The organism is Candidatus Lernaella stagnicola, assembly GCA_030765525.1.
Lineage (GTDB): Bacteria > Lernaellota > Lernaellaia > Lernaellales > Lernaellaceae > Lernaella > Lernaella stagnicola.
In genome coordinates this window covers 121,018-141,948 of record JAVCCK010000010.1, presented here as the reverse complement: position 1 = coordinate 141,948, position 20,931 = coordinate 121,018, and the positions used below count along the sequence as shown (strand labels likewise).

The following is a 20,931-nucleotide window of genomic DNA, read 5'->3' as shown; positions in this document are numbered from 1 at the left end:
TTATACAAGCAACGAGGGGATCAGAGCAGGTCCGCAAAATCCTTGGACAGGCGGTGGAACAACGTCATGCCCAGGATGAACACGACGAAGGCGAAAACGCACATGTAAATGAACGCCCCGAAATTCGGGATCTCGTTACCCAGCAGGACCGAGCGGTAGGTAGTGATCAGCGGCGTGAGCGGGTTGGCGTAGTAGAAACGTTGCAGCCACTCGGGGATCAGCGAAATGGGATAGATGATCGGCGTGGCGAAAAACCACAGCGTCAGCACCGCCGCGATGAACTGGCCGACGTCTTTGTAGAACACGTGGAAAGCGGCAACGATTACCGCCAAGCCCAGCGTGAGCATCAGTTGCAGCGGGAAAATGAAAATCAGGCCGAAGGCAAAAAGCGGCGGCGGCTGACCCAGCAGGACCAGGATCACGATGAAAATCCCCAGCGCGATCAACTCGTGCAGGAAGCTCGAAAGCAGCACCTGCAACGGCAGCATGATCACCGGGAAGCGCACTTGCTTGACCAGGTCCTTGTTTTCCAGAATCACCGTGCTCGACTTCTGCACCGCTTCGGAAAAGGCGATCCACGGCAGCATGCCCGCGAACAGGAACACACCGTAGTTGGCGGTGCCTTCGTTGCCGCCCACGTTCACCGCCAAAATGTAGCCGAACACGACCGTGTACACGAGTATCTGCAGCAGGGGATTGATGACCGACCAGAAGAAACCGCCGAAGCTCGCGCCGTATCGCTTGCGCAAATCCAGCAGCACCAGGCTCCATAGCAGCCGGCGCTGACCGAAAAGGGCGACGAGGGTTCGTTTCATGGCCGGATGATACCTCACTTGCCTGCAAAACCAAATTGGCCGCACGCAACCTTTTTCCGGTCCGGCTGTCGAAGAAAGCAGCCGTGGAATCGGTTGAGTGCCCGTCGTGGGGGTGCTACTTTATGACAACTTCCAAGAGGTTCGAAAAGCCCCATGCGTTACGTTCTGACCGGTGGTGGCACCGGCGGTCATGTTTACCCCAACTTGGCGATCGCCAGCGAACTCGCCCGGCGTGACCCGGAAGCGCAGTTCCTCTACATCGGCGTCGCCAAAGGGGCCGAGGCCGACATCGTACCGCGTCACGGCATCCCCGTTGCTTTCGTACCCTCCCGCGGCCTGCCTTCGCGCAAAGTATCCTTCGCCATGCTCGGCTTCTTGTTGGCCCTGGCGCTGGGCACGCTCAAATCGCTCGCCCTCTTAGTGCGATATCGACCGCGACTGGTCGTCGCCACCGGCGGCTACGCCAGCGCCCCGGCGCTTTTGGCCGCACGCTTGTTACGACGCCCCACGCTGGTGCACGAGCAGAACGCATATCCCGGCTTGGTCAACCGCACCTTCGGCAAGCTGGCCGGCCGCGTCTGCGTCAGTTTCGAGGAATCCCTCGAGCACTTCGTTCACAACGGCGTGTTCGTCGGCTACCCGGTGCGGCCCGAAATCCTTGCGTGCCGCGAAGCCGTCTCCGAAGACCAACGCCGCGCCTGGAAACGCGAACTGGGCATCGACCCCGACCGCCGCGTCGTGCTGGTCACCGGCGGCTCGCTCGGGGCGCGCACGATCAACCGCGCCGTCGCCGATTTCCTGCCGACCCTGGCCGCCGACGAAGCGCTCCGCTCGCGCGTGTTCGTCATGCACGGCGTGGGCCGCTACGCGGGCAAGGACTACAACGCCTTCGAGGACACGACCGCCCGCCTGCACGCCCGCGGCTTCGACGAAAGCCGGGCGGGCGATTTCTACCGCCGCGAAGTCTACCTCTACGACATCGAAAAATGGCTGCGCGTCGCCGACGCCATCGTGTGCCGCGCCGGGGCCGGGTCGTTGGCCGAAACGATGAGCCTCGGTGTGCCGGCCGTCGTGATTCCCAAGTCGGGCCTGCCGGGCGACCACCAGGTCAAGAATGCGGAGACCATGGCCGCGGGCGGCGCGTGCATCGCCATTCAGGAGCGGCGCATCGTGGAAGACGGGGAGGTCGTCGACGCCGTAAGCGGCGACCGCGTGCTGGACGCCGTGCGCGATCTGCTCGACTTGACGCCCGAACGCCGCGCGGCCATGCGCGAGGCGGCGGCGAGCTTTGTGGTGATCGACTGCCTGACGAGCATCGGTGACGAGGCCGACAAGCTGGTCGCGCCGCCCAAACCCAAGCCGACCCGCGTGCAGCGGCCCCGCACTTTCCTGGTTGATCCGGTCGGCGAGCGCACCGAAGTCCTTTTCGACCGCAGCCGCGTCGGGGCCGGCCGCTGGGATGATGTCCGCCTGAAGATCGGCGGCTTGCGGCGGCACCATTTTGACATCAAGCGCACCAGCCGCGCCGTCAACGGCCGCATCGACGAGACATGGATCCTGATCCCGCGCCGCGGACGCGCCCTGATGTTGCGTCGCCACGGCGAATCGGGAACGCAGGACGTGGACGGCCCCACGCCGCTGGCGGTGGGCGATGCCATCGTGCTGCCGGGCGAGATGGAACTGGGCCTGGAATTCGAAACCGTCATCGTTTCGCAGGAGGAGCCGGGCAAAGGCGCAGTCGAGAATGTATTTTCCCAGGGCGTGGGCACGCTGGGCGCCAAGGTCATGGGCTTTTTCCGCGAAGCGTTTTTGGGCCGCTTTTTCGGTGCGGGCGTCGTCATGGACGTGTTCGCGGTGGCACTCAGCCTGGCGAACCTGATGCGCGAAGTTGTTGCCGAGATGGCCCTCGAGAACGCGTTCCTGCCGTCGTTCCGCCTCTTCCACGGCCGCAGCGACGACAAGCGCCCCGCCTGGCGGCTGGCGTGGCAGGTGTTCAATTTATTCTTCGTCCTCTCCGCGGGTTTGGCGACGTTGGGCATCTTGACCTGCCCGTGGTGGATTCATCTGGTGGCGCCGGGCTTCGTCGACAAGGGGCTGATCAGCCAAACCGTGGCCATGACGCGGCTGATGTTTCCCTTCCTTGTTTTGATGAGCATCAGCGCCTTTTTGGGCACGTTGCTGCAGAGCTTCGATCGTTTCGGTCCGAACGCGTTCTCGCCGGTGTTTTACAGCATCGGCGTGATTTTTTCGGTCCTGGTACTCAACCCGCTGATCGGAATGTACTCGCTGGGTATCGGCGTGTTGGTCGGCGGCGCGCTGCAAATCGCCTTTCAGTTGTTCTTCCTGCTGCGCCGCGGCTTACGTGAAAAAGTTGCGTGGAACGCCTACCGCCCGACCATCACCGCCGAGCCGGGTGTGAAAAAAGTCACCGCGCTTTCCGGCCCCATCTTCATCGACGCCACGCTCAACAAAGCGGGCGGCGTGGTCGACAAAATTCTCGCGACGCCCCTGATCGCCGGGTCGGTCAGTGCGCTGTATTTCTCACGCATCCTGGTGGTTTTCCCCTTCAGCGTGCTGTCGATGAGCATCAACCGCGTCTTCCTGCGCGACCTGGCCGACGTCGCCGCGACCGGTGACGCCAAGCGATATCGCGACCTGATTCGCCGCGGCATCGAGGCCACTTTGATGCTTATCCTGCCCACGACCGCGTTGATGGTGGTGTTGGCCGCCCCGTTGGTGCGCGTCATCTTCGAAGGCGGCGCCTTCACCGCCCACAACACGGCCATGACCAGCCTCGCGCTCGTGTGTTACGCGCTGGGTTTGCTGGGCTGGTCGCTGACCTCGTTCTACAGCCGCGTTTTTTCCAGCCAGCTCGATACCCGCACGAGCATGGTGACCAACGCCGGCAGCCTGGCCGTGTACCTCGTGTTCGCCCTGCTGCTGGTGCGCACCCCCCTGCAACACGCCGGGCTCGCCTTGGCGACCTCGATCGGTTTCACCTTCAACATGGTCTGGCGGCACATCATCGTGGCGCGCCGCCTCGCCGCCGACCACGCGCCGCTCTCGCCGCGCGACTTGCTGGCCACCGTGGGCAAAACAGTGGTCGCGGGTATCGTGATGGTGCTGGTCGTCAAGCTCGTTTTCCAAGACCCCGGCTCCGGACACGGCTTCCTGCGCAACCTGTGGTCGTTCGGGACTCCGGCCGTGCTGGGCCTGGCCGTTTTCGTCGCCTTCGCCTACTTAATGCGCACCGGGCCACTGCTCGAGTTGCTGAATTTCTACAGCGCTCGTCTCGGCCTGGGCCGCCCCTTCGGGCGGTTGCCCGTTCGCCCGCACCACGACGACGAAAACCTTAATGTGCGCGCCCTGGGTGCCGCCGCATTGCTGGCCGAAGCGCGACGCCGCGAGTTCAACGAAGAAGAAATGAGCATCGTTCGCGAGCGCCTCGAAAACTACCTGGCGCACGACGACTGGTGGATCCGCAACATCGGCATCAAGCTGATCGGCGCGCTCAAGTTGGCCGACAGAATCGACGCGCTGGTCGGGGCGATCACCGAACAAGCGAAAAAGCGCTTGCGGCTCGTGCGCGTGTTGACCGGCGACGCCCGCGATGTCGGCTTCGTACGCCGCAACGCGCTGACCAGCCTCGTGGAAATCGGCGCGTTCGACGCGCGGGTTCGCGACGCCCTGCTGTACGCCCTGGACGACACGTACTGGGAAGTCCGACAATACGCCCTGCGCGCCGCGATCGCCTTCGCGGAGGATTTGCGTGGCGACGATGAAGTTTTCGCCAAGGTCATCGAACGCATGGACGACCGGCATTTCGAGGTCGCCCCGGTGGCCATTCGCGCCTACGCTGAGTTGGCCGTCACCGACGGCCTCGGCGACCGGCTGACGGCCTTCCTCGATCACCCGCGCTGGCCGATTCGTCTCGCGGCAGTCGACGCCTGTCGTCGCCTCTTCGACCGCGGCGTCATGACCGATGTCGCCGAACTGCGCCGGGTGCTGGGCCGCACTTTGCTCGCCGGGGAGATGGTCGAACCGATTTCGCCGCTCAAACGCGCGCTGCGTCGAGCGCTCGATGGACTGCCGGAGGAACCCTAAGGTGCTGTACTGGATTTACGAACAAGCCGCCGCGCAGGGTCCCGTCACGTCCTTTGTTCGCTTGTTCGGCTACATCACCGTGCGCGTGGGCGTGGCGGCGGTGCTGGGTATTTTGGGCACGTTGATCTTCGGCGGCCCGATGATCCGTTTGCTGCACCGCGCCGGTATCCACGACACGCCCCGCGATTACGGCGTGATGAAAATCAGCGACAAAAAAGGCACGCCGCAGATGGGCGGCACGATTTTCGCTTTCGTGACGATCCTGGTCGCGCTGCTCACCTGCGACCTCACCAGCCGTTTTGTACAGATTCTCTTCCTGGCGCTCCTTTGGTTCACGACCATCGGGGCCGCCGACGACTACCTGAAAATCGTCGTGCACAAACGCGCCGATGAAGGGTTGTCGCGCCGCGAGAAACTCATTTACCAAGGCATCTTCGCGCTGCTGTTGGCCCTCGTTTGTCTCATTCCGGGCATCTCGCCTCACGAGCGGCATTTGATCGGTCACATCACCGTGCCCTTCATTAAAGGAACGATCCCCCTGTGGATTCTTTACCTGCCCTTTGTCGTGGGCGTCGTGCTGGGCATCAGTAACGCGATTAACCTCACCGACGGCATGGACGGGCTGGCCACCGGCCCGGCGATCATGACCGCCGGCGTGTACGTCATCTACGCCTACATCCTCTCCCACGCGCAAATCAGCAACTACCTGCTGTTCGATCAGATCAAAGGCGCGGGCGAAGTGGCCGTCTTCCTGGCCGCGCTGTTCGGTTCGTTGATCGGCTTTCTTTGGTACAACTCCTACCCGGCCACGGTATTCATGGGCGACGCGGGCAGCCTGGCCATCGGCGGCGTGTTGGCTACCGCGGCGGTGCTGGTCAAACAGGAACTGCTTTTCCTGATCGCCGGTTTCCTGTTCTGCGCCGAGTTCGGCTCCTCGCTGATTCAAGACAAACTTGGAGTCGGTCGCGGTGCGTTGGGCATGCGCTTGTTGTCCCGCGCCCCGATGCACGACGCCTTTCGTCTGCGTGGCCTAGCCGAGCCGAAAGTCGTCGTCCGGATGTGGATCGTCGCCGGAATCGCCGCAATGTTGGCGGTGCTGGCGCTCAAGTTGAGATAGGATTTCGTCTCACCGACAGTTTTGCGTTCTCCGATCCGCCTGGGTAAACTGAAGCGGTTTTACGCAGGGGGATTTGTGCCATGAACGCCAAACGGATCTTGTTTTTACTGCTGCTGATCGCGCTGGCCGTGGTGCTCGCCGCGGGCTGTGGCGACGATGACGACAATGACGCCGACGCCGATGACGACACCGTTGGTGACGATGATGACGCCGATGACGACTCCATTGATGACGACGACGACACCGTTGGTGACGACGACGACGACAATGACGCCGATGACGATGATGATAACGACGATTCGCCGCCGTCTCCGACCGCAATCGCGCCTGGGGTTTACTCCCTCACCGGCACCGATACGCACGGCGACTACACCGGCACGGCCGAAGTGTACCTGGCCGAAAAAGGCTACGAGTTCGTCCGCCTCGTGAGCTACCCCGATCTCACTTTCGCCGACGCCTACAAGGACATCGACTACGAAGTCCACAGCGCGTGGCTGGGGCAGGTCGATCCCGACAAACTGAGCGTGTCGTTGCAGGTTGGCGATTTCATTTCCGCCTATGGCGACCTGGCGCGCGACGCGGAAATCGACGGCCCGCGCGTGGTCATCGAGGCCACCGCCACGCCCACCGCGAAGGACGGCTACACCGTCACTTACGCCTCGGCGCCGGAGGCTTCGCGGGAATACGCCGCGACCGAAACGTGGACCTTCCAGGAAGCGGGCGGCGAAACGCCGATCTTTCTTGACGAGGATGAAACGCGGCAAAGTCACGAGGAAATGTCCGGGTTTTTGAAAACCCTCGTCAATATTTTCCTGCGCGAGTACCACGCGCTCGAGTTTTACGACGACTACCGCGACCGGCCGGAATTCGAGGCGGGCATTCACTATTTCCATCACTACCGCACGGATTTCGAGTGGTACCGGGATCATCCCGACACCATCCGCGTCGTCAACAAATGGCTCGACGAAATCAGCATGGCCGAGACGATGCTGCGGTCGCGCGCCTACGGGCCGACGCTGGCCGAAAAAGCAGCCTTCTTCGACGAGGAGATGCCGCTCTACTTCCTCAACCCGCAGGGCATGTTCAGCGAGGCGGTGGTCGACTCCGTGCCACTGCATCAGAAGGAATCCGGCGACGCGCTGCTGTGGTCGGGCTGCTACCTGGCCAGCCAGGTGTGGCGCTATCTCGTGACCGGCGAGCAGGAAGCGCTCGACAACTGGCTGCTTGTGCTGGACGGTGAATTCCTCGCCCACGACATCCCGCAAGACAACACCACGTTTGCGCGCGCCGTGCGGCCGCATGTCGCCGACGGCAGCAAAGAATGGGTGCAGGGGGCCGCGCCGTACGAAGATTACGACTGGCTCACCGGCGGGAACAACGACATGATCAAGGGCCTCTACTACAGCTATTTGATGTCCTACCTGTACCTGCCCAACGAGCCGCAGTACGACGTGTACCGGCAGGGCATCGCCGACCGCGCCGTCATTCTGGCCGATTACGCCGCGATCGCGCGCGACGGCAATTTCAACGAGATGACCGCCAACCTGCTGGCCTATCTCACGAACGGCGAGCAGCGCTTCCTCGACCGCTACGACGAAATCTGGAGCAACCTGCTCTACGAGGTGTGGACCTTCATCGGCGACGGCATGTTCTATCTCTGGGGCGTGTCCGATTGGTCCGGGCAACACCTCAACACCGTGGGCACGATCGTGCTCTATCAACTCATCGAAGCCACCGGCGCCGACGGCCTCGGCCTATTCACCACCGGCTGGACCAACGGCATGCGACTCAACGGCGTCACGGGGCAGGTGATGTGGCCCATCGCGGCGTACTCGTTCTCCGAACCCGCGCCCGACACCCTCGACGTCTTGGACTTCGCGATCTGGCGCCTGCGGGAAATTCCCTTCCCGAAGGAGACCTTCGATATCGACCACCGCATCGACCCGGAATGGTGCGCCTCGCCCCTGCCGTCGCTGTTTTGGAAACTCGATTACTTCCAGGGCGGACGCCACCAGGGCATTTACGGTGCGCCTTTCTGGGAGTTCGGCGGCACGACCAACTACTATAAAGACGGCCCGTTCCGCGTGTCGGAGTCACACGGTGACTTGCTCAACGGTGGCGGCGCCGACTTTTTGCAGGCATACTGGATGGGTCGTTACTACGACGTGATTGACGAAAACGAATAAAACGAAACAACCTCAGGGGAGGGCGCGCCATGCGCACACGCGCTGCTATTGGATTGTTCGTGTGTCTATGTTTCTGCTTGGTCACTGTGGCCGCACCGGCCGTCGCCGCCGAAAACGCATCCGAAGACGCGAATGTTCATCCGTTTATCGGACTGAACACAGCGGCGGACAGTTCCTTCGACGAAACGCCGGCCAATCAGGCGACTTGGGCGAAGAAGAAAGACAAAAAGAAAAAAGGGAAGAAAGGGGCCAAGGGTAAAAAAAGCTCGCGGAAAGCCAAGGGCGCCAAGCACCGGGGACCGGACTGGTGTCTTGAGCCGAAACTCGGCGTCGCGATACCGTTTACCGACGTTTACGCCCTTGCCCTGGAACTCAACGTGGCCCGCACCGTCTTGCGGCGCGACTCGTGGCGGCTGGCCGTGACCGGCTCACTCGGCTACGTCCCGCTCGGCGCCGGCGGCGCTTTGGGCGGCGACGACCCGGAAATCAGCGGCACGTGGCTGCCCGTTCACCTTGGCGCGAACGCGGTGTTTGGATATGGGAAAGTGCAGCCTTACGCAGGCGCGGGGATCGGGTTCAACTACTACGACTTCGACGTCATTCCGAAAAACACGAGCCTCGATCTCGACGTCGCCGACGACAAAAAGGAAGAATCGCAAAACGTGAAGGGCGGCGGTTTCGGCGGTCGCTTGCTCGGTGGCGTAGGCATCAAAGCCGGTCCGGGATTCGTGGATTTCGAGCTGCAACTGCATGCTGCGGGAGTGGAAAAGAGCGTGCCGATCTCGCCGGTGATCTTCGTCGGGTACAACTTCTGCTTCTAGGAGAGGGCATGCATCGGTTCAGGGCGAATGTGGTTTGGTTGTGGGTCGCGGTTCTCATGTTGACGATGGCCGCCGCCTGTTTTTCCAGCGGTGACGGCGACGAGGACGACGAAGGGCAAAAAGGCGTCGACTGCAACCCGGATTTCTGCGACGACGTGACCGGCCCGGAGGATTGCCAATCCTTGGTCGACGAGGATGTGCGCGAGGCGTGCTCGTATTGCCTCAGGGGCAGTTTGCGTGACGAGCAAATCGCCCAGTGCATCCTCGATAATCGCGACAAAGCCACCGGCGCGGCCCTGCGCGATCAGTGCATCACGCGGGTCGACCAGCTCTGCGGATTGGCGGAATTGTAGACGAAGCCTCGATCATTTTTCGCGCAACCACACGATCGGCCGACTCTGGCCGTCCTGCGTGCGCGCCGTGCCGCGGATCGTGTTCGAATCATCCAGGCGCAGCTCGTAAACAATCGTGTTCTCGCCGAAGCGAACCTGGAACGACAACGTCTTGCCGTTAAAGCGCACCCCCGCGAGCGACTGTTTGGCCTGATTCGTCATCGCTTCCACGACGATCTTCGCGCCCCGCGACACCTGCAACCGGTACGCGTCGTGCTCGCCGCGCTGCGGCCAGTATTCCCGCCAGCGGCCGTTCCATGTGGAGGTGCGCAGCCACGACGAAGTCCGCCGTGGCCCCACGCGATTCCACACCACGCGCTTGCAGCCGCCACTCGGCGCCGAGACGAGGCCCACGAGTTGGGTGTTCGAGACCAGGAAAAGCTCGTATTGGTAGGGAATATCGTTGTAGTACAGTTCGAAGTTCAAGCGCCGGCCGTTCCATTCCATGTCGCCCAGGGCCTGCCGGTCCGGATTGGAAAGCACTTCGAGGCTGATTTTGTCGCCGTTGAGCGCGATACGATAGGCGTCGTCTTCCGGCCGACCGGGCCAATCTTCCTGCCAGTTGCCCGCGAAATCCCGACGATCGACGCTGACCGTCACGCCTTCGACTTCGGCTAGACTGCGCGGCATCGAACCTGCCGCCGCCGCGATTTTCCGCCACGTGATCTTCGTAATGTTGCCCTTGGCCGAACGCGCCGAACCCAGCAGACGACGACCGTCGTCCGCGATTTCCAGCGAGTAGAAAATACGTCGCTGCCCAACTTCGTTGGCGAACTCAAGGCGCTCGCCGTCCCAATGAATGTCCGTTAGGTTTTGTTTCTCGGCGTTGGTCAAAGGAACGATCGCCAGGTTCTCGCCCTGCACCGTGACGCGGTAACGATCGGATTGCTCGTCGTCGGCCCATTCCTCAATCCAGATGCCCGCCCACGGGCTCGGGGCGTTGTCTACTGCGGTCAAGGTCGCATCAGCCGGCGACTTCCGGGCGGTCGTGGAGCAGCCGAACGCGACCACCGCGATCAACGCGAGCAAACCGATTACACGCCATCGTTTCATACCGGACCCCTTACTTCGTCGCCGCAGCGCCGGGTTAGGTGGGTTAATCTTTTTTGTGCCAACGGACCGGCTCATCAAAATTGCGCGCACCGCCCTTGGCGCGCCCGGCCAGCAAGGTCGGGTTTACCAGGACCAAATCATATCGGACGGGGCTGCCGTTGAGAACGAGGGTGAAAACAAGGCGCTTGTGTTGAAAAAACACTTCCTTGACGGCTTGGATGTCGGTGCGGTTAAGCGGCGTGATCGTCACCTGTCCGTCGGCCTCGTCGATGCGGTAGCGGTCGTGATCTTCTTGGTCCGGCCATTCCTCTTCCCAGAGGCCGAGCAACGCTTTTCGGTCGCCGGACTTCGTGGCCAGGGGACTGGTGGAGGCGCAGGCGGAAACCAGAAAGACGAGCAACAAAACAAGCAGCAAGCAACGGCGCGACGTCATCGTTCGTTCTCCATTCTCATGAACTTTCACTATTACCACGTGGACAGACAATGACAACCATCACTATAATCGGCGGACTTTTTGAGGATGCCATGCGCAGAAACGCCGTGACCTACAGTTTGTTTGTCGTTGCCCTGGTGGCCTTCCGCTTCGTCACGCGGCAGCTCGGAGTCGTGGACGACGCCTGGATCACCTACGCCTACGCGCGCAACCTGGCCGCGGGCCACGGCATCGCCTTCAACCCAGGCGAACACGTCGAAGGCTGCACCGCTTTTCTACACATGGTCATCCTGGCGCCCTTCGCCTTGCTGACCGAACGCCTCGACCTGGTCGCGGTGGTCATCAACGTGCTGGCTTGGGCTGGCGTGGCGCTGCTCGCGTGGTCCTTCATCCGCCCCAAGCACGACGAGCCGGTCGGCGTATTCGGTTACTTCATCGCCGCTTTTGCGCTGCTGGGTTTCTCCGGCGTGGCCTGGACGTACTCGGGCATGGAGATGCCGCTGGTCGCCTTGGCGTGGCTCGGCGCGGTCAAGCTGCACCTGTGGGAGCGCGAACACGGCAAGTGGCCGATCCTCAGCGCCCTGGTGACCGTGGCCGCGGGGTTGCTGCGGCCCGACGGCATTCTGGTCGCCATCACGCTGGCGCTGAGTACGTGGGTGGAATCACCGAAAAAGCTCAACTGGTCCAAAGCCATCGCGTACAGCGTCGTGGTCGTGGGCTTGTTCGGCGGTTACTGGTTGTGGCGCTGGAACTACTTCGGCTATCCCCTGCCAAACACCTTTTACGCGAAGGTCACTCACACGAGTTGGTCGCTGACGCAAACGGGCATCTTGTACGTCGTGCGATGGCTCGTCGGCATGGTGCTGCCGCTCTTGGGCGTCGTGGCCGCGTGGTATGCGTGGCGGCGACGAGTCGCACCGCGTTGGCTTCGGGTCATGGCGGGGCTGTTGGCCACCTCGGTCGCCTACGTGCTGTTGGTGGGGGCCGACTTCTTTTCCTTCCATCGCTTCTTGCTACCGGCCTTCGTCCCCATGCTGCTGTTGGTTTGGTGGTTCGGCATCGGCGCGCTGGAACGGAGGCGCGAGGAAAAGAAAACCAAACCCATGAGTCGCAATGGGAAGATCGCGCTCGCCGTGGCGGCTTTCATCGTCTTCCAGTTCGTGTACTTCCTCGGACGCATTCCGCCACAAGGCCTCGTGCACGGCTTTATCGTCACCAACACTGCCGACTGGGCCTACGTCGCCAAGCAACTACGCCGCCATACCCCCCCGGAGGCGAAAATCGCCACCATTCCCATCGGCGCGATGAAGTATTTCTCGCACCGGTACATTCTGGATTTGGTGGGCCTTACCGACACCCATATCGCCCACGCCGAAGTGCCCACGGGCGTGGCCATCACCGGGCACGAAAAATACGACATCGACTACGTGATGGAACGCGCGCCCGAACTCATCTTCACCTGGCCCGGACTGATGCCCTCCGAACCCGAAGGGCTCATCAAGTGGGTCATGTCCAACATCGGCGCCGAGGCCCAAAAGAAGCTGATGCTGCATCCGAAAACCGAAGAGATGTATCGCTTCGTGTGGCTGCCGGTCGACGAAAAAATCCCCGTGCGCCGTGGCTCGCTGGAACGCTGGCAGAACATGAAACGCGGCGAGTGGACCGGCGACAGCTACGCCAAGGGCGTGATCGGCTTGCTGCGCCAGGACCTGGTCGGCACCGAGGCGTACAGCGAGTTCGTCCCGATGAACGAGGCGCGGGCAAACTGGTTGTGGGATACCTTCACCGCCGGCACCTATGAGGAATTGATCGAACGCATTCATACCCTGCCGCGGCACCGTGATCCCGAGCCGATCCTCAACCCGCCCGTCGACGAGCCCCAAACCGACTGAGCGCTTCGGGCGAGCGGTGGGTTTCCGGGCATCGTTGTAGCTTCTGAGCCCTGCATCACGAGCCGTTTCTCCACAAGCAAGAGTTTCGAATACGAAGCCGAATAAGCGGGTGCAGCCTTGCGCCCGACCGAACCGGCGTTAGCTTCTCAAGAGTATGATGTTCGCGTAATAAAAGTACCAATGGAGCATTCTTATGAAACGAATCAAGTATGTAAGCCGTTTTGCGCAAACCTTCTCAAAAGAGGAAATAGGCCGGCTTGCGGTTCAGTCTGCGGAAGACAATGTCGAGCGAGAAATCACCGGAGTGCTGATGACCAGCGGCGGTATGTTTTTTCAGGTTATTGAGGGGCCCGACGCGGTGATCGATGAACTATACGCGAAAATCACCGGCGACCCGCGTCACAAGCATGTGTTGTTGCTTTCGGCCGAGGCGGGCGTTGAAACGCGAATTTTTCCGGATTGGGCCATGAAAAAGGTCGATTTGGACGTGGGGTCCGAAATCCGTACCGAACCCCTCCGCGCTATCATGGCCGCGATTGTTCAGCAGCGTGCAATGATCGACCAACTCTCCGGTGCTCTCGAACGAGCCACATGGGCTGAAATGGTCGACGCCGGATAACCACGCCAACCAACCACTTTTCCCAGGCATTCGTGGCACGCAGCGTTTGACGCGGTGCGGCACGCGGCTTACAATCCGCCCAAACCGCATCGGAGATGCACTATGCGACGCGATTTGGAGATAATGGCCGACACCAAGTTCGATGTTCTTTTCGTCGGCGGAGGCGTCACCGGCGCCGCCGCGGTGATGGATGCCGCGCAGCGAGGACTACGCGCCGCGTTGGTCGAGAAAAAAGACTTCGGCTGGGCCACCAGCAGCGCCACGAGCAAACTCGTGCACGGCGGCCTGCGGTACCTAAAGAATCTCGAGATGGGTTTGGTGCGCGAAAGCCTTCGAGAACGGCGCATTTTGGAGCGTATCGCGCCGCACCTGGTCGAGCCGTGGCCCTTCCTCGTACCCACGTATTCCAGCCTGAAGAAAAACAACCTCCCGATGATCACCGCCGGCATGGTGCTGTACGAATTGCTCAGTTTCGACAAAGCTTGGCTGGAAGATCCCGACCGCCAGGTCCCGTCGTTTCGTTTGCTCAGCAAGCGCCGCGTGCTGGAGGAAGAACCGCACGTGATTACAGAGGGTCTCACCGGCGGCGCGATTTACTACGACTGCCACATGCACAGCCCGGAACGGGTTCACCTCGAAATGATCATGGCCGCCGCCGCTCACGGTGCGCAAGTGGCCAACTACGCCGAGGTCGTCGGCCTGCGTAAAGACGGTAGCCGCGTGATCGGCGCCACAGTGCGTGACGCGCACACCGGCGAGGAAGTCGATATCAGCGCCGCGGTTGTGGTTAACGTCGCGGGGCCGTGGGCGGATTTCGTTTCCGAGATGGCCTTGGGCGGCGAGAAAAAGCACCTCATCCGCAGCCAGGGGATTCACCTTATCTTCCGGAACATCACGGAGAAATACGCTCTCGTGTTGCAGACCTTGAGCAGGCGGCATTTCTTCCTGATCCCTTATCGCGGCATGACGCTGGCAGGCACCACCGACACGCGTTTTTCCGGCAATCCCGACCAATACTCCGTGACCCGTGAAGCGGCGGAAGAGTTCTTGCGCGAAATCAACGAAGTGTATCCTTCGGCCCATCTGACCATGGACGACGTCACCTGGACCTACGGCGGGCTGCGGCCCATCGTCGATGAAGAAACCGACGTTGACGTCGATGTTTACAAGGCCAGCCGCAAGTACGAAATCTACGACCACGCCGACGAGGACAAAGTCGACGGCTTCGTCACGGTGATCGGCGGCAAATACACGACCAGCCGCAACCTGGCCGAAACGCTGACGAACCTGGTCGAGCGCAAACTCGGCCGCGAGCCCGGCACGTGCCACACCGCCTGGACACCGCTGCCGGGCGGGGCGATTCGCCGCTGGCACGAGTTCATGGCCGAAGGACGCCGCCGGTATCCGAAGCTCGGCGAGGAGATGCTTCAGCGTCTCAGCCTTGTCTACGGCACGATGCGCGAGGAAGTCATCGGGCGCATGAACGAGAACGGCTTGGGCGCCGTGGTGGATTCGCGACACCCGCTGCCGGCGGCCGTGATCGTGCAGGCGGCCGAGCGCGAAATGGCCATGACCCTCGAAGACATCCTGTGGCGGCGCACCACCCTGGGCAATACCGGGCAGCTAAGCGAGGAAGCGGTGACGACGGCCGGGAAGATAGCCGGCGCCGTTCTTGGCTGGAGCAAAAGCCGCGAGAAAAAGGAAGTGCAGGCGGCGCTGGAGAAAATCGCCGCGAAAAACATGGTTGCGAACTGAGCCGTTTACCAACGGCTGCGAATCTCCTATAGTATCGGCACACTGATTACGCCGGATTCCCCCTTCCATACGGCGTTCAGCCTCGGCTTTTCGATTGTGAAACTACGTGAATTCGTCGCAAGGAAATGAATCATGCCGTATCACCGCTACATCGTCGTTGCGCTAACCGTGCTTCTTTGCGCGTCAATACTCGTGAACTGCGGACCTGAAGAACGCCCCGATGGCAACGAAGAAGATTCCCAGGAGGAATTCGACAGAGAAATAGGGAACTCGCCGATGGTTCTCATCCCGGCCGGCCCCTTCGGTATGAGCTGCACCGACCCGGACAATGGGTTGTGCGGCGTTTTCTACCACGTTGTCGATCTGCCCGATTTCTACATCGACGTGTACGAAGCTTCCGTCGGCGACTTGTACAAGTGCATCGAAGCAGGCGGCTGTGCTGAGCGAAAAGCCCAGTACTGGGCGGATGTGAGCGATCGACACCCGGCTTACTCCATCAATTGGTATGATGCCGGGGACTACTGCGCTTGGGCCGGCAAGCGTCTGCCCACCAGCGCCGAATGGGAGAAAGCGGCGCGGGGCGACCGGGACGGCCACAACTATCCGTGGGGCGACGAGTTTCATCCGACTTGGGCCAATTGGTGCGACGGCGAGGGGTGCGACGGCAGCGTCGACGGCTATACCGGTTCCGCTCCGGTTGACGCCTTTCCCGAAAACGTGAGCCCGTACGGCGTGTACAACATGTGCGGCAACATCATGGAATGGACGACGACTCCGTCGTCTACCTTTGTCGGTTCATACGTACTGCGCGGCGGCGGTTACGAACCGGACAACGGCATGGGGGAGCCCCCGATCATGCGTTGCTGGCGTGGATGGAAGTCAGCGATCCGCCTGCCATTGACCCGCCGCATATCGGTTTTCGCTGTGTGAGGGACGCCGAGTAGGAATATCTATTTATCGGGAATGGCAAGGTCCTTGGCGCGTAGCTGCACGTGCTCGACGCCGCCGTAGTAGCTGAATTCCGGCGTAAACGCGAGGTCGATCCGCGAACCGATTTCCTGACTCATGGGAGCGAAACCGTAGGCGATCACCGCCAGCGCCGAGCGCCGACAGGGAATGCGCATCTTCAGGTGATCCCGCCCCACGATCTGTTTGTTGAGAACTTCCACGTCGCGCGCCGCCAACACCGGCTCCGGATTGCCGCAGCCGAAGGGCGCCAACTGCCCCAGCTCCCGCACCAACGACTCGCTGATCTCGTCGATCTCGCACCAAGCATCGACGTGCTGCCGCGGTGCCAGATCCTCGGTTTGCAGCACGCCGCGCGTATGCTCCTCAAACGCCTGCGCGAAAGCCACGATGTTCTCCGGACGAATCTGCAAGCCCGCCGCCTGCGCGTGCCCGCCGCATCCTTCCAAGTGACTCGCGCACGCACTGACCGCCTCGTGCAGGTTGAAGGCGGAGATCGACCGCCCCGAGCCTTGCCCGACCTCGCCCCGCGCGGCGATCAACACCGTCGGCCGATGAAAAGCCTCAACCATCCGGCTGGCCACAATACCGATCACCCCCGGGTGCCATTGCGGATGCGCCAGCACGATCGAACGCAACCGTTCGTGGCCGTTGATGCTCGTGAACATCCGGCGCGCTTCGGCGAATATCGTCGCCTCGACCGCCTGCCGCTTAGTGTTCTCTTCATGCAATTGCTGCGCGATCGCGCGGGCCTTGGCCGGGTCGTCGGTCAGCAGTAGATCGACGCCCACCGACGCATCGCCCATGCGACCCGCGGCGTTGATCCGGGGTGCCAGCCGATAGCCGATGTCACCCGCGCGCACCGGCGATCCCACGCCCGCCACGCGTTTAAGCGCCGCAATTCCCGGCCGCGCCGCCTCATCGATCAACTTCAAGCCCGCCGTGACCAGCGCCCGATTCACGCCGACCAACGGCACGATGTCCGCCACCGTGCCCAGCGCCACCAAATCGAGCAATCGTTTCATGTCGAAACGATCCGCCACCTCGTGCCCTCGTTTCGCCAACTCGATGCGCACGGCCGCAACCAAGAAAAAGGCCACGCCGACTCCGGCCAATGGCTCCTCGTGGAAACCGCAATCGGCTTGGTGCGGGTTGAGCATCGCGAACGCCGGCGGCAGCGGACCGTCGATTTCGTGGTGATCGGTGACGACCGTGTCCACGCCCAGTTCGGCGGCCCGGGTGATTGCAGGCGTATCGTTAGAGCCGCAATCGACGGTGATCAGCAACGAACATCCGGCCGCGGCCAATTCCTGCACCGCCCCCGGCTGCATTCCGTAGCCTTCCTCGACGCGATGCGGAATGTAGACCCGAACCGGGTGCCCCATGTTTCGCATGAAATCGGCAACCACCGACGAGGCCGTCACGCCGTCGGCATCGTAGTCGCCGAACACCACGATGGTTTCGCCACGTTCGAGGGCATCGGCGATACGCCCCGCCGCTTTTTCGGCGTCACGCATGAGATGCGGGTGGGGCAAGTCTTGTAAGCGGGGATGAAAGAAGCGTTCGACGTGCGCCGGGTCGGTCAAACCGCGGGCGGCCAGCACCCGCGCCGTGATGGGCCCGACGCCCACCTCGTCCTGCAGCCGCCGCTCGACGAGGGGATTCGCCTCGGCAATAATCCAACGTTTGCGAGCCGACGGCACGGGATTATTGCTCCTTGTTGGTTAGCGAAGCGCTCCTCGCGCTTTACGGCGCGCGGCGAACCCGTTTTCCAACCACACGTAAATCGGACTGGCGATAAATACCGACGAATAGGTGCCCACCAGCACGCCGATCATCAGCGCCAGGGCGAAATCGAAGAGGATTTCGCCGCCCAAGAAGAGCAGGGCTGCCACGACGATTAGCGTCGTGCCCGAAGTCAGCAACGTGCGGCTGAGCGTTTCGTTGATGGATAAATTGACCGCTTCGTCCAGCGGCTTTGTTCGGTATTTGCGCTCGCGTCCTTCACGAATGCGGTCGTACACGACGATGGTGTCGTTGATCGAGTAACCGGCGATGGTCAATAGCGCGGCGATCGTCACGAGGCTGATCTCGCGCTGCAAGAACGAAAACACACCCACGGTAATGATCACGTCATGCGCCAGGGCGATCACGCCGCCGGGGCTGAAGCGGAAATTGAAGCGCCAACCGACGTAGGCCAGAATGCCGATCAACGCGTAAAAGATCGCGTAAAAGCCCTTCTTCCGCAGCGTCGCGCCGACGCGGGGGCCGACCAAGTCGGTCGAGACGACGGTCACCGTTCCTTTGCCGAAAGTCGTTTCCAGATGTTGGTGCAGGCGTGTGGACAAGTCGAGCAGTGCGCTTTGTTGGTTTGCGGCGACCGCATCTTCCGGCGCCGCGGCGCGTTTCGCGTCGGCAATGGCCTCGAGTCGCGCGACATTTTCTTCGCCTTTGGCTTTGATCGAAAAGGCGTTTTTGTTTTCGTCCTCGAATCGGAATTGCGCGACCTGGACGCCTTTGAGGGGCAGGTCTTCGGGCAGCGAGCCCATGGCATCGCGGACGTCACCAATCGTGATATTCTGCGCCGCGCCGTGAAAATCGACACGCATTTCCAAGCCGCCCGCAAAATCAATGCCCCAGTTGAGGCCGTTGATGGCGGTGATAATGATCGCCACCAGCACGACGACCGCCGAACCGAGCACCAGGATTTTTGCCTTGCTGATAAACTGGATATTGGTGTCGGGCGGAATGATCTCGAAGAACTTCATCGTCTCGTCCTCGCCTTATATGCTCAAGGTTTCGCGGCTGTTTGTGGCGATACTTTCCACAATCACCCGCGTTACGATGATGGCCGTAAACACGCTGGCAATCAGGCCGATCGCCAAGGTCACCGCAAACCCGCGAATCGGGCCCGTACCGAAGTTGTATAAAACGCCCGCCGCCACCAACGTCGTGATGTTGGCGTCCAAAATCGTCCACGTGGCGCGCTGATATCCGGTGTTCACCGCGCCCTTGGGCGTCTTACCGTTGCGCAACTCTTCGCGAATGCGCTCGTTGATGATCACGTTGGCGTCCACCGCCATGCCCACCGTGAGGATGATGCCCGCGATACCCGGCAAGGTCAGCGTCGCGCCGAACATCGCCAGGCCGGCCATGATTATCAGCACGTTCAACACCAACGCCGTATTGGCCGCGATGCCCACTTTCCGGTAGTACACGACCATGAAGATCAGCACGAAAATGCCGCCGACAATAAACGACAGCTTGCCTTTGGCGATGGAGTCTTCACCCAAGGTCGCGCCGACCGTTCGTTCCTCTTCGATTCGAATCGGCACGGGCAGGGCGCCGGCGCGCAGCACGATCGCCAGGTCAAGCGCTTCCTGCCGCGTGAAATCACCCGTGATCTGTCCGCGACTGGAAATGCGCGAACGAATCACCGGTGCGCTGTACACCACATCGTCGAGCAGAATCACGAGTTGTTTGCCGATGTTTTTGCCGGTGAGGTCGGCGAAAATCCGCGACCCCTCTTCATTGAACTGGAAATCGACGGCGGAGTTCTGGAATTCGTCGTAACCCACCCGCGCGTCGGTGAGGTAGGAGCCGGAGAGATCCGGCGGGATGCGCAACAAGTACCAATTATCCTGCCCCGTGCGGCTGGCCTTGTTCGAATACACGTCGTAACCTTCAGGAACTTTGCCGCCCGCTTCGGCCAACAGAAGTTCCTTGGTCGAAGCGTAGCGCGCCTTGGCGTTGACCATTTTGAATTCCAGCGCGGCGGTACGGCCGATCAAATCCTTGGCCCGTTCCGGATCATCCACCCCGGGCAGTCGCACGACGATCTGATCTGAACCCTGGGTGTAGATTTCCGGCTCGGACACGCCGAATTCGTCCACGCGGTTGTTGAGAACCTCGCGCGCCTGGCGCATGGCGTTTTCGCGAATGAACTTCACTTCTTCGTCTTGCAGGCTCAGGGTCAGGCCGATCTTGCCCTCCGCCCCGTACGCGCCGATGTCGAAGCGTGCCCAGTTCTTCGAAAAATAGGCCTCCGCCTTCGTCCGATCCTCGATCGAAGCGAACTCGACGATCAGCTTGTCGCCGTCTTTGTTGACGTACGCGTTGGCGAACGCCAGTTTCTCTTCCTCCAACGCCGTCGGCACGCTGTCTTTGCCCACGTGCCCCAACTCGTCTTTGATGGCTTTGTCGACGTCGACGTGCAACACGACGTGCATGCCGCCCTGTAAATCCAGGCCGAGATGGATCGGATCGGCCGGATACCAGGAAACACCATCCAACGACGGGACGAATGTCGGCAGCAAAAAGACGACGGAAAGAACGGCCACCGCCACGATGGCCAGAATACGATAGTCTTTCATGGCAAGTTCACCCTACCCGTGAAATACAACGAAACCGCAGGCGTTTCGGTCAGCTATCCTGTTGTTTAGATTCGGCCGTATGTAGGCCGGCGATCTGTCCCTTCAGAACCCGAATCCGCATGTTTTGCGCCACTTCGAGCGTGATAACCGTGTCGGTTACACTGTGAATGCGACCGATTACGCCACCGGTGGTCACAACTTCGTCGCCGCGCTTGAGCTCGGAAAGCAGACTCTGGTGCTCTTTTTGCCGCTTGCTCTGTGGCCGGATCAGGAAAAAGTAGAAGATGATGCCGATCAAGATGATCGGAATCAGCGACGTGAACATGTCCGGCTGGCCTTCGGCCCCGCCGCCGCCGCCGCCCATCGCGTAGGCGATGTTAGCAAACATGATCTATCCTTTCGTAT

Annotated in this window: 16 protein-coding genes; 9 read left to right on the top strand and 7 right to left on the bottom strand. The window is 61.5% G+C overall.

Annotated features, from left to right (window positions below):
• Positions 1-20 precede the first annotated feature (20 nt).
• Entirely contained in the window at positions 21-815 is a 795-nt protein-coding gene (locus P9L99_04965; GenBank protein ID MDP8222690.1) for an ABC transporter permease, read from the bottom strand.
• A gap of 153 nt (positions 816-968) precedes the next feature.
• On the opposite strand from P9L99_04965, the gene murJ reads away from it, so the two are divergent.
• From murJ to P9L99_04940, 5 genes are all read left to right on the top strand, one after another.
• Positions 969-4,919: a murein biosynthesis integral membrane protein MurJ gene (gene murJ, locus P9L99_04960; protein ID MDP8222689.1), complete on the top strand. Its 3,951-nt coding sequence runs from the start codon at positions 969-971 to the stop codon at positions 4,917-4,919.
• A gap of 1 nt (position 4,920) precedes the next feature.
• Positions 4,921-6,036, top strand: coding sequence for a phospho-N-acetylmuramoyl-pentapeptide-transferase (gene mraY, locus P9L99_04955; protein ID MDP8222688.1), 1,116 nt, complete (start codon positions 4,921-4,923; stop codon positions 6,034-6,036).
• Positions 6,037-6,116: 80 nt separating this feature from the next.
• Positions 6,117-8,222: a hypothetical protein gene (locus tag P9L99_04950; protein ID MDP8222687.1), complete on the top strand. Its 2,106-nt coding sequence runs from the start codon at positions 6,117-6,119 to the stop codon at positions 8,220-8,222.
• A gap of 29 nt (positions 8,223-8,251) precedes the next feature.
• Complete coding sequence (locus tag P9L99_04945) at positions 8,252-9,043, top strand: hypothetical protein (protein ID MDP8222686.1); 792 nt, start codon at positions 8,252-8,254, stop codon at positions 9,041-9,043.
• Positions 9,044-9,051: 8 nt separating this feature from the next.
• A complete protein-coding gene (locus P9L99_04940; GenBank protein MDP8222685.1) occupies positions 9,052-9,396 on the top strand; it encodes a hypothetical protein in 345 nt (114 codons plus the stop codon).
• A 12-nt stretch (positions 9,397-9,408) separates the two neighbouring features.
• Here P9L99_04940 and P9L99_04935 read toward each other — a convergent pair whose 3' ends face one another.
• Together P9L99_04935 and P9L99_04930 are read right to left on the bottom strand one after the other, a co-directional pair.
• The gene (locus P9L99_04935; protein MDP8222684.1) at positions 9,409-10,488 is read right to left on the bottom strand and encodes a hypothetical protein; all 1,080 of its coding nucleotides are present in this window, start codon (positions 10,486-10,488) and stop codon (positions 9,409-9,411) included.
• A 43-nt stretch (positions 10,489-10,531) separates the two neighbouring features.
• Positions 10,532-10,921 carry a hypothetical protein gene (locus P9L99_04930; protein MDP8222683.1) on the bottom strand — a complete coding sequence of 130 codons (390 nt, stop codon included), beginning with the start codon at positions 10,919-10,921 and terminating at the stop codon, positions 10,532-10,534.
• 92 nt (positions 10,922-11,013) lie between these two features.
• On the opposite strand from P9L99_04930, the gene P9L99_04925 reads away from it, so the two are divergent.
• From P9L99_04925 to P9L99_04910, 4 genes are all read left to right on the top strand, one after another.
• Positions 11,014-12,813, top strand: coding sequence for a hypothetical protein (locus P9L99_04925; GenBank protein ID MDP8222682.1), 1,800 nt, complete (start codon positions 11,014-11,016; stop codon positions 12,811-12,813).
• 193 nt (positions 12,814-13,006) lie between these two features.
• Entirely contained in the window at positions 13,007-13,432 is a 426-nt protein-coding gene (locus P9L99_04920) for a BLUF domain-containing protein (GenBank protein ID MDP8222681.1), read from the top strand.
• A 102-nt stretch (positions 13,433-13,534) separates the two neighbouring features.
• The gene (locus tag P9L99_04915; protein ID MDP8222680.1) at positions 13,535-15,187 is read left to right on the top strand and encodes a glycerol-3-phosphate dehydrogenase/oxidase; all 1,653 of its coding nucleotides are present in this window, start codon (positions 13,535-13,537) and stop codon (positions 15,185-15,187) included.
• A gap of 132 nt (positions 15,188-15,319) precedes the next feature.
• Positions 15,320-16,117 (top strand): SUMF1/EgtB/PvdO family nonheme iron enzyme, encoded by a 798-nt coding sequence (locus P9L99_04910; protein ID MDP8222679.1) that lies wholly within the window; start codon positions 15,320-15,322, stop codon positions 16,115-16,117.
• 20 nt (positions 16,118-16,137) lie between these two features.
• On the opposite strand, the gene recJ is transcribed toward P9L99_04910, so the two are convergent.
• Genes recJ through yajC form a run of 4 tightly spaced genes read right to left on the bottom strand, consistent with a single transcriptional unit; the run spans position 16,138 to position 20,914 of the window.
• Complete coding sequence (gene recJ, locus P9L99_04905; protein MDP8222678.1) at positions 16,138-17,856, bottom strand: single-stranded-DNA-specific exonuclease RecJ; 1,719 nt, start codon at positions 17,854-17,856, stop codon at positions 16,138-16,140.
• A gap of 21 nt (positions 17,857-17,877) precedes the next feature.
• Positions 17,878-18,921 carry a protein translocase subunit SecF gene (gene secF, locus P9L99_04900; protein ID MDP8222677.1) on the bottom strand — a complete coding sequence of 348 codons (1,044 nt, stop codon included), beginning with the start codon at positions 18,919-18,921 and terminating at the stop codon, positions 17,878-17,880.
• Between the two features lie 15 nt (positions 18,922-18,936).
• The gene (secD, locus tag P9L99_04895) at positions 18,937-20,526 is read right to left on the bottom strand and encodes a protein translocase subunit SecD (protein MDP8222676.1); all 1,590 of its coding nucleotides are present in this window, start codon (positions 20,524-20,526) and stop codon (positions 18,937-18,939) included.
• A 49-nt stretch (positions 20,527-20,575) separates the two neighbouring features.
• Positions 20,576-20,914 (bottom strand): preprotein translocase subunit YajC, encoded by a 339-nt coding sequence (gene yajC / locus P9L99_04890; GenBank protein MDP8222675.1) that lies wholly within the window; start codon positions 20,912-20,914, stop codon positions 20,576-20,578.
• Positions 20,915-20,931: the final 17 nt, after the last annotated feature.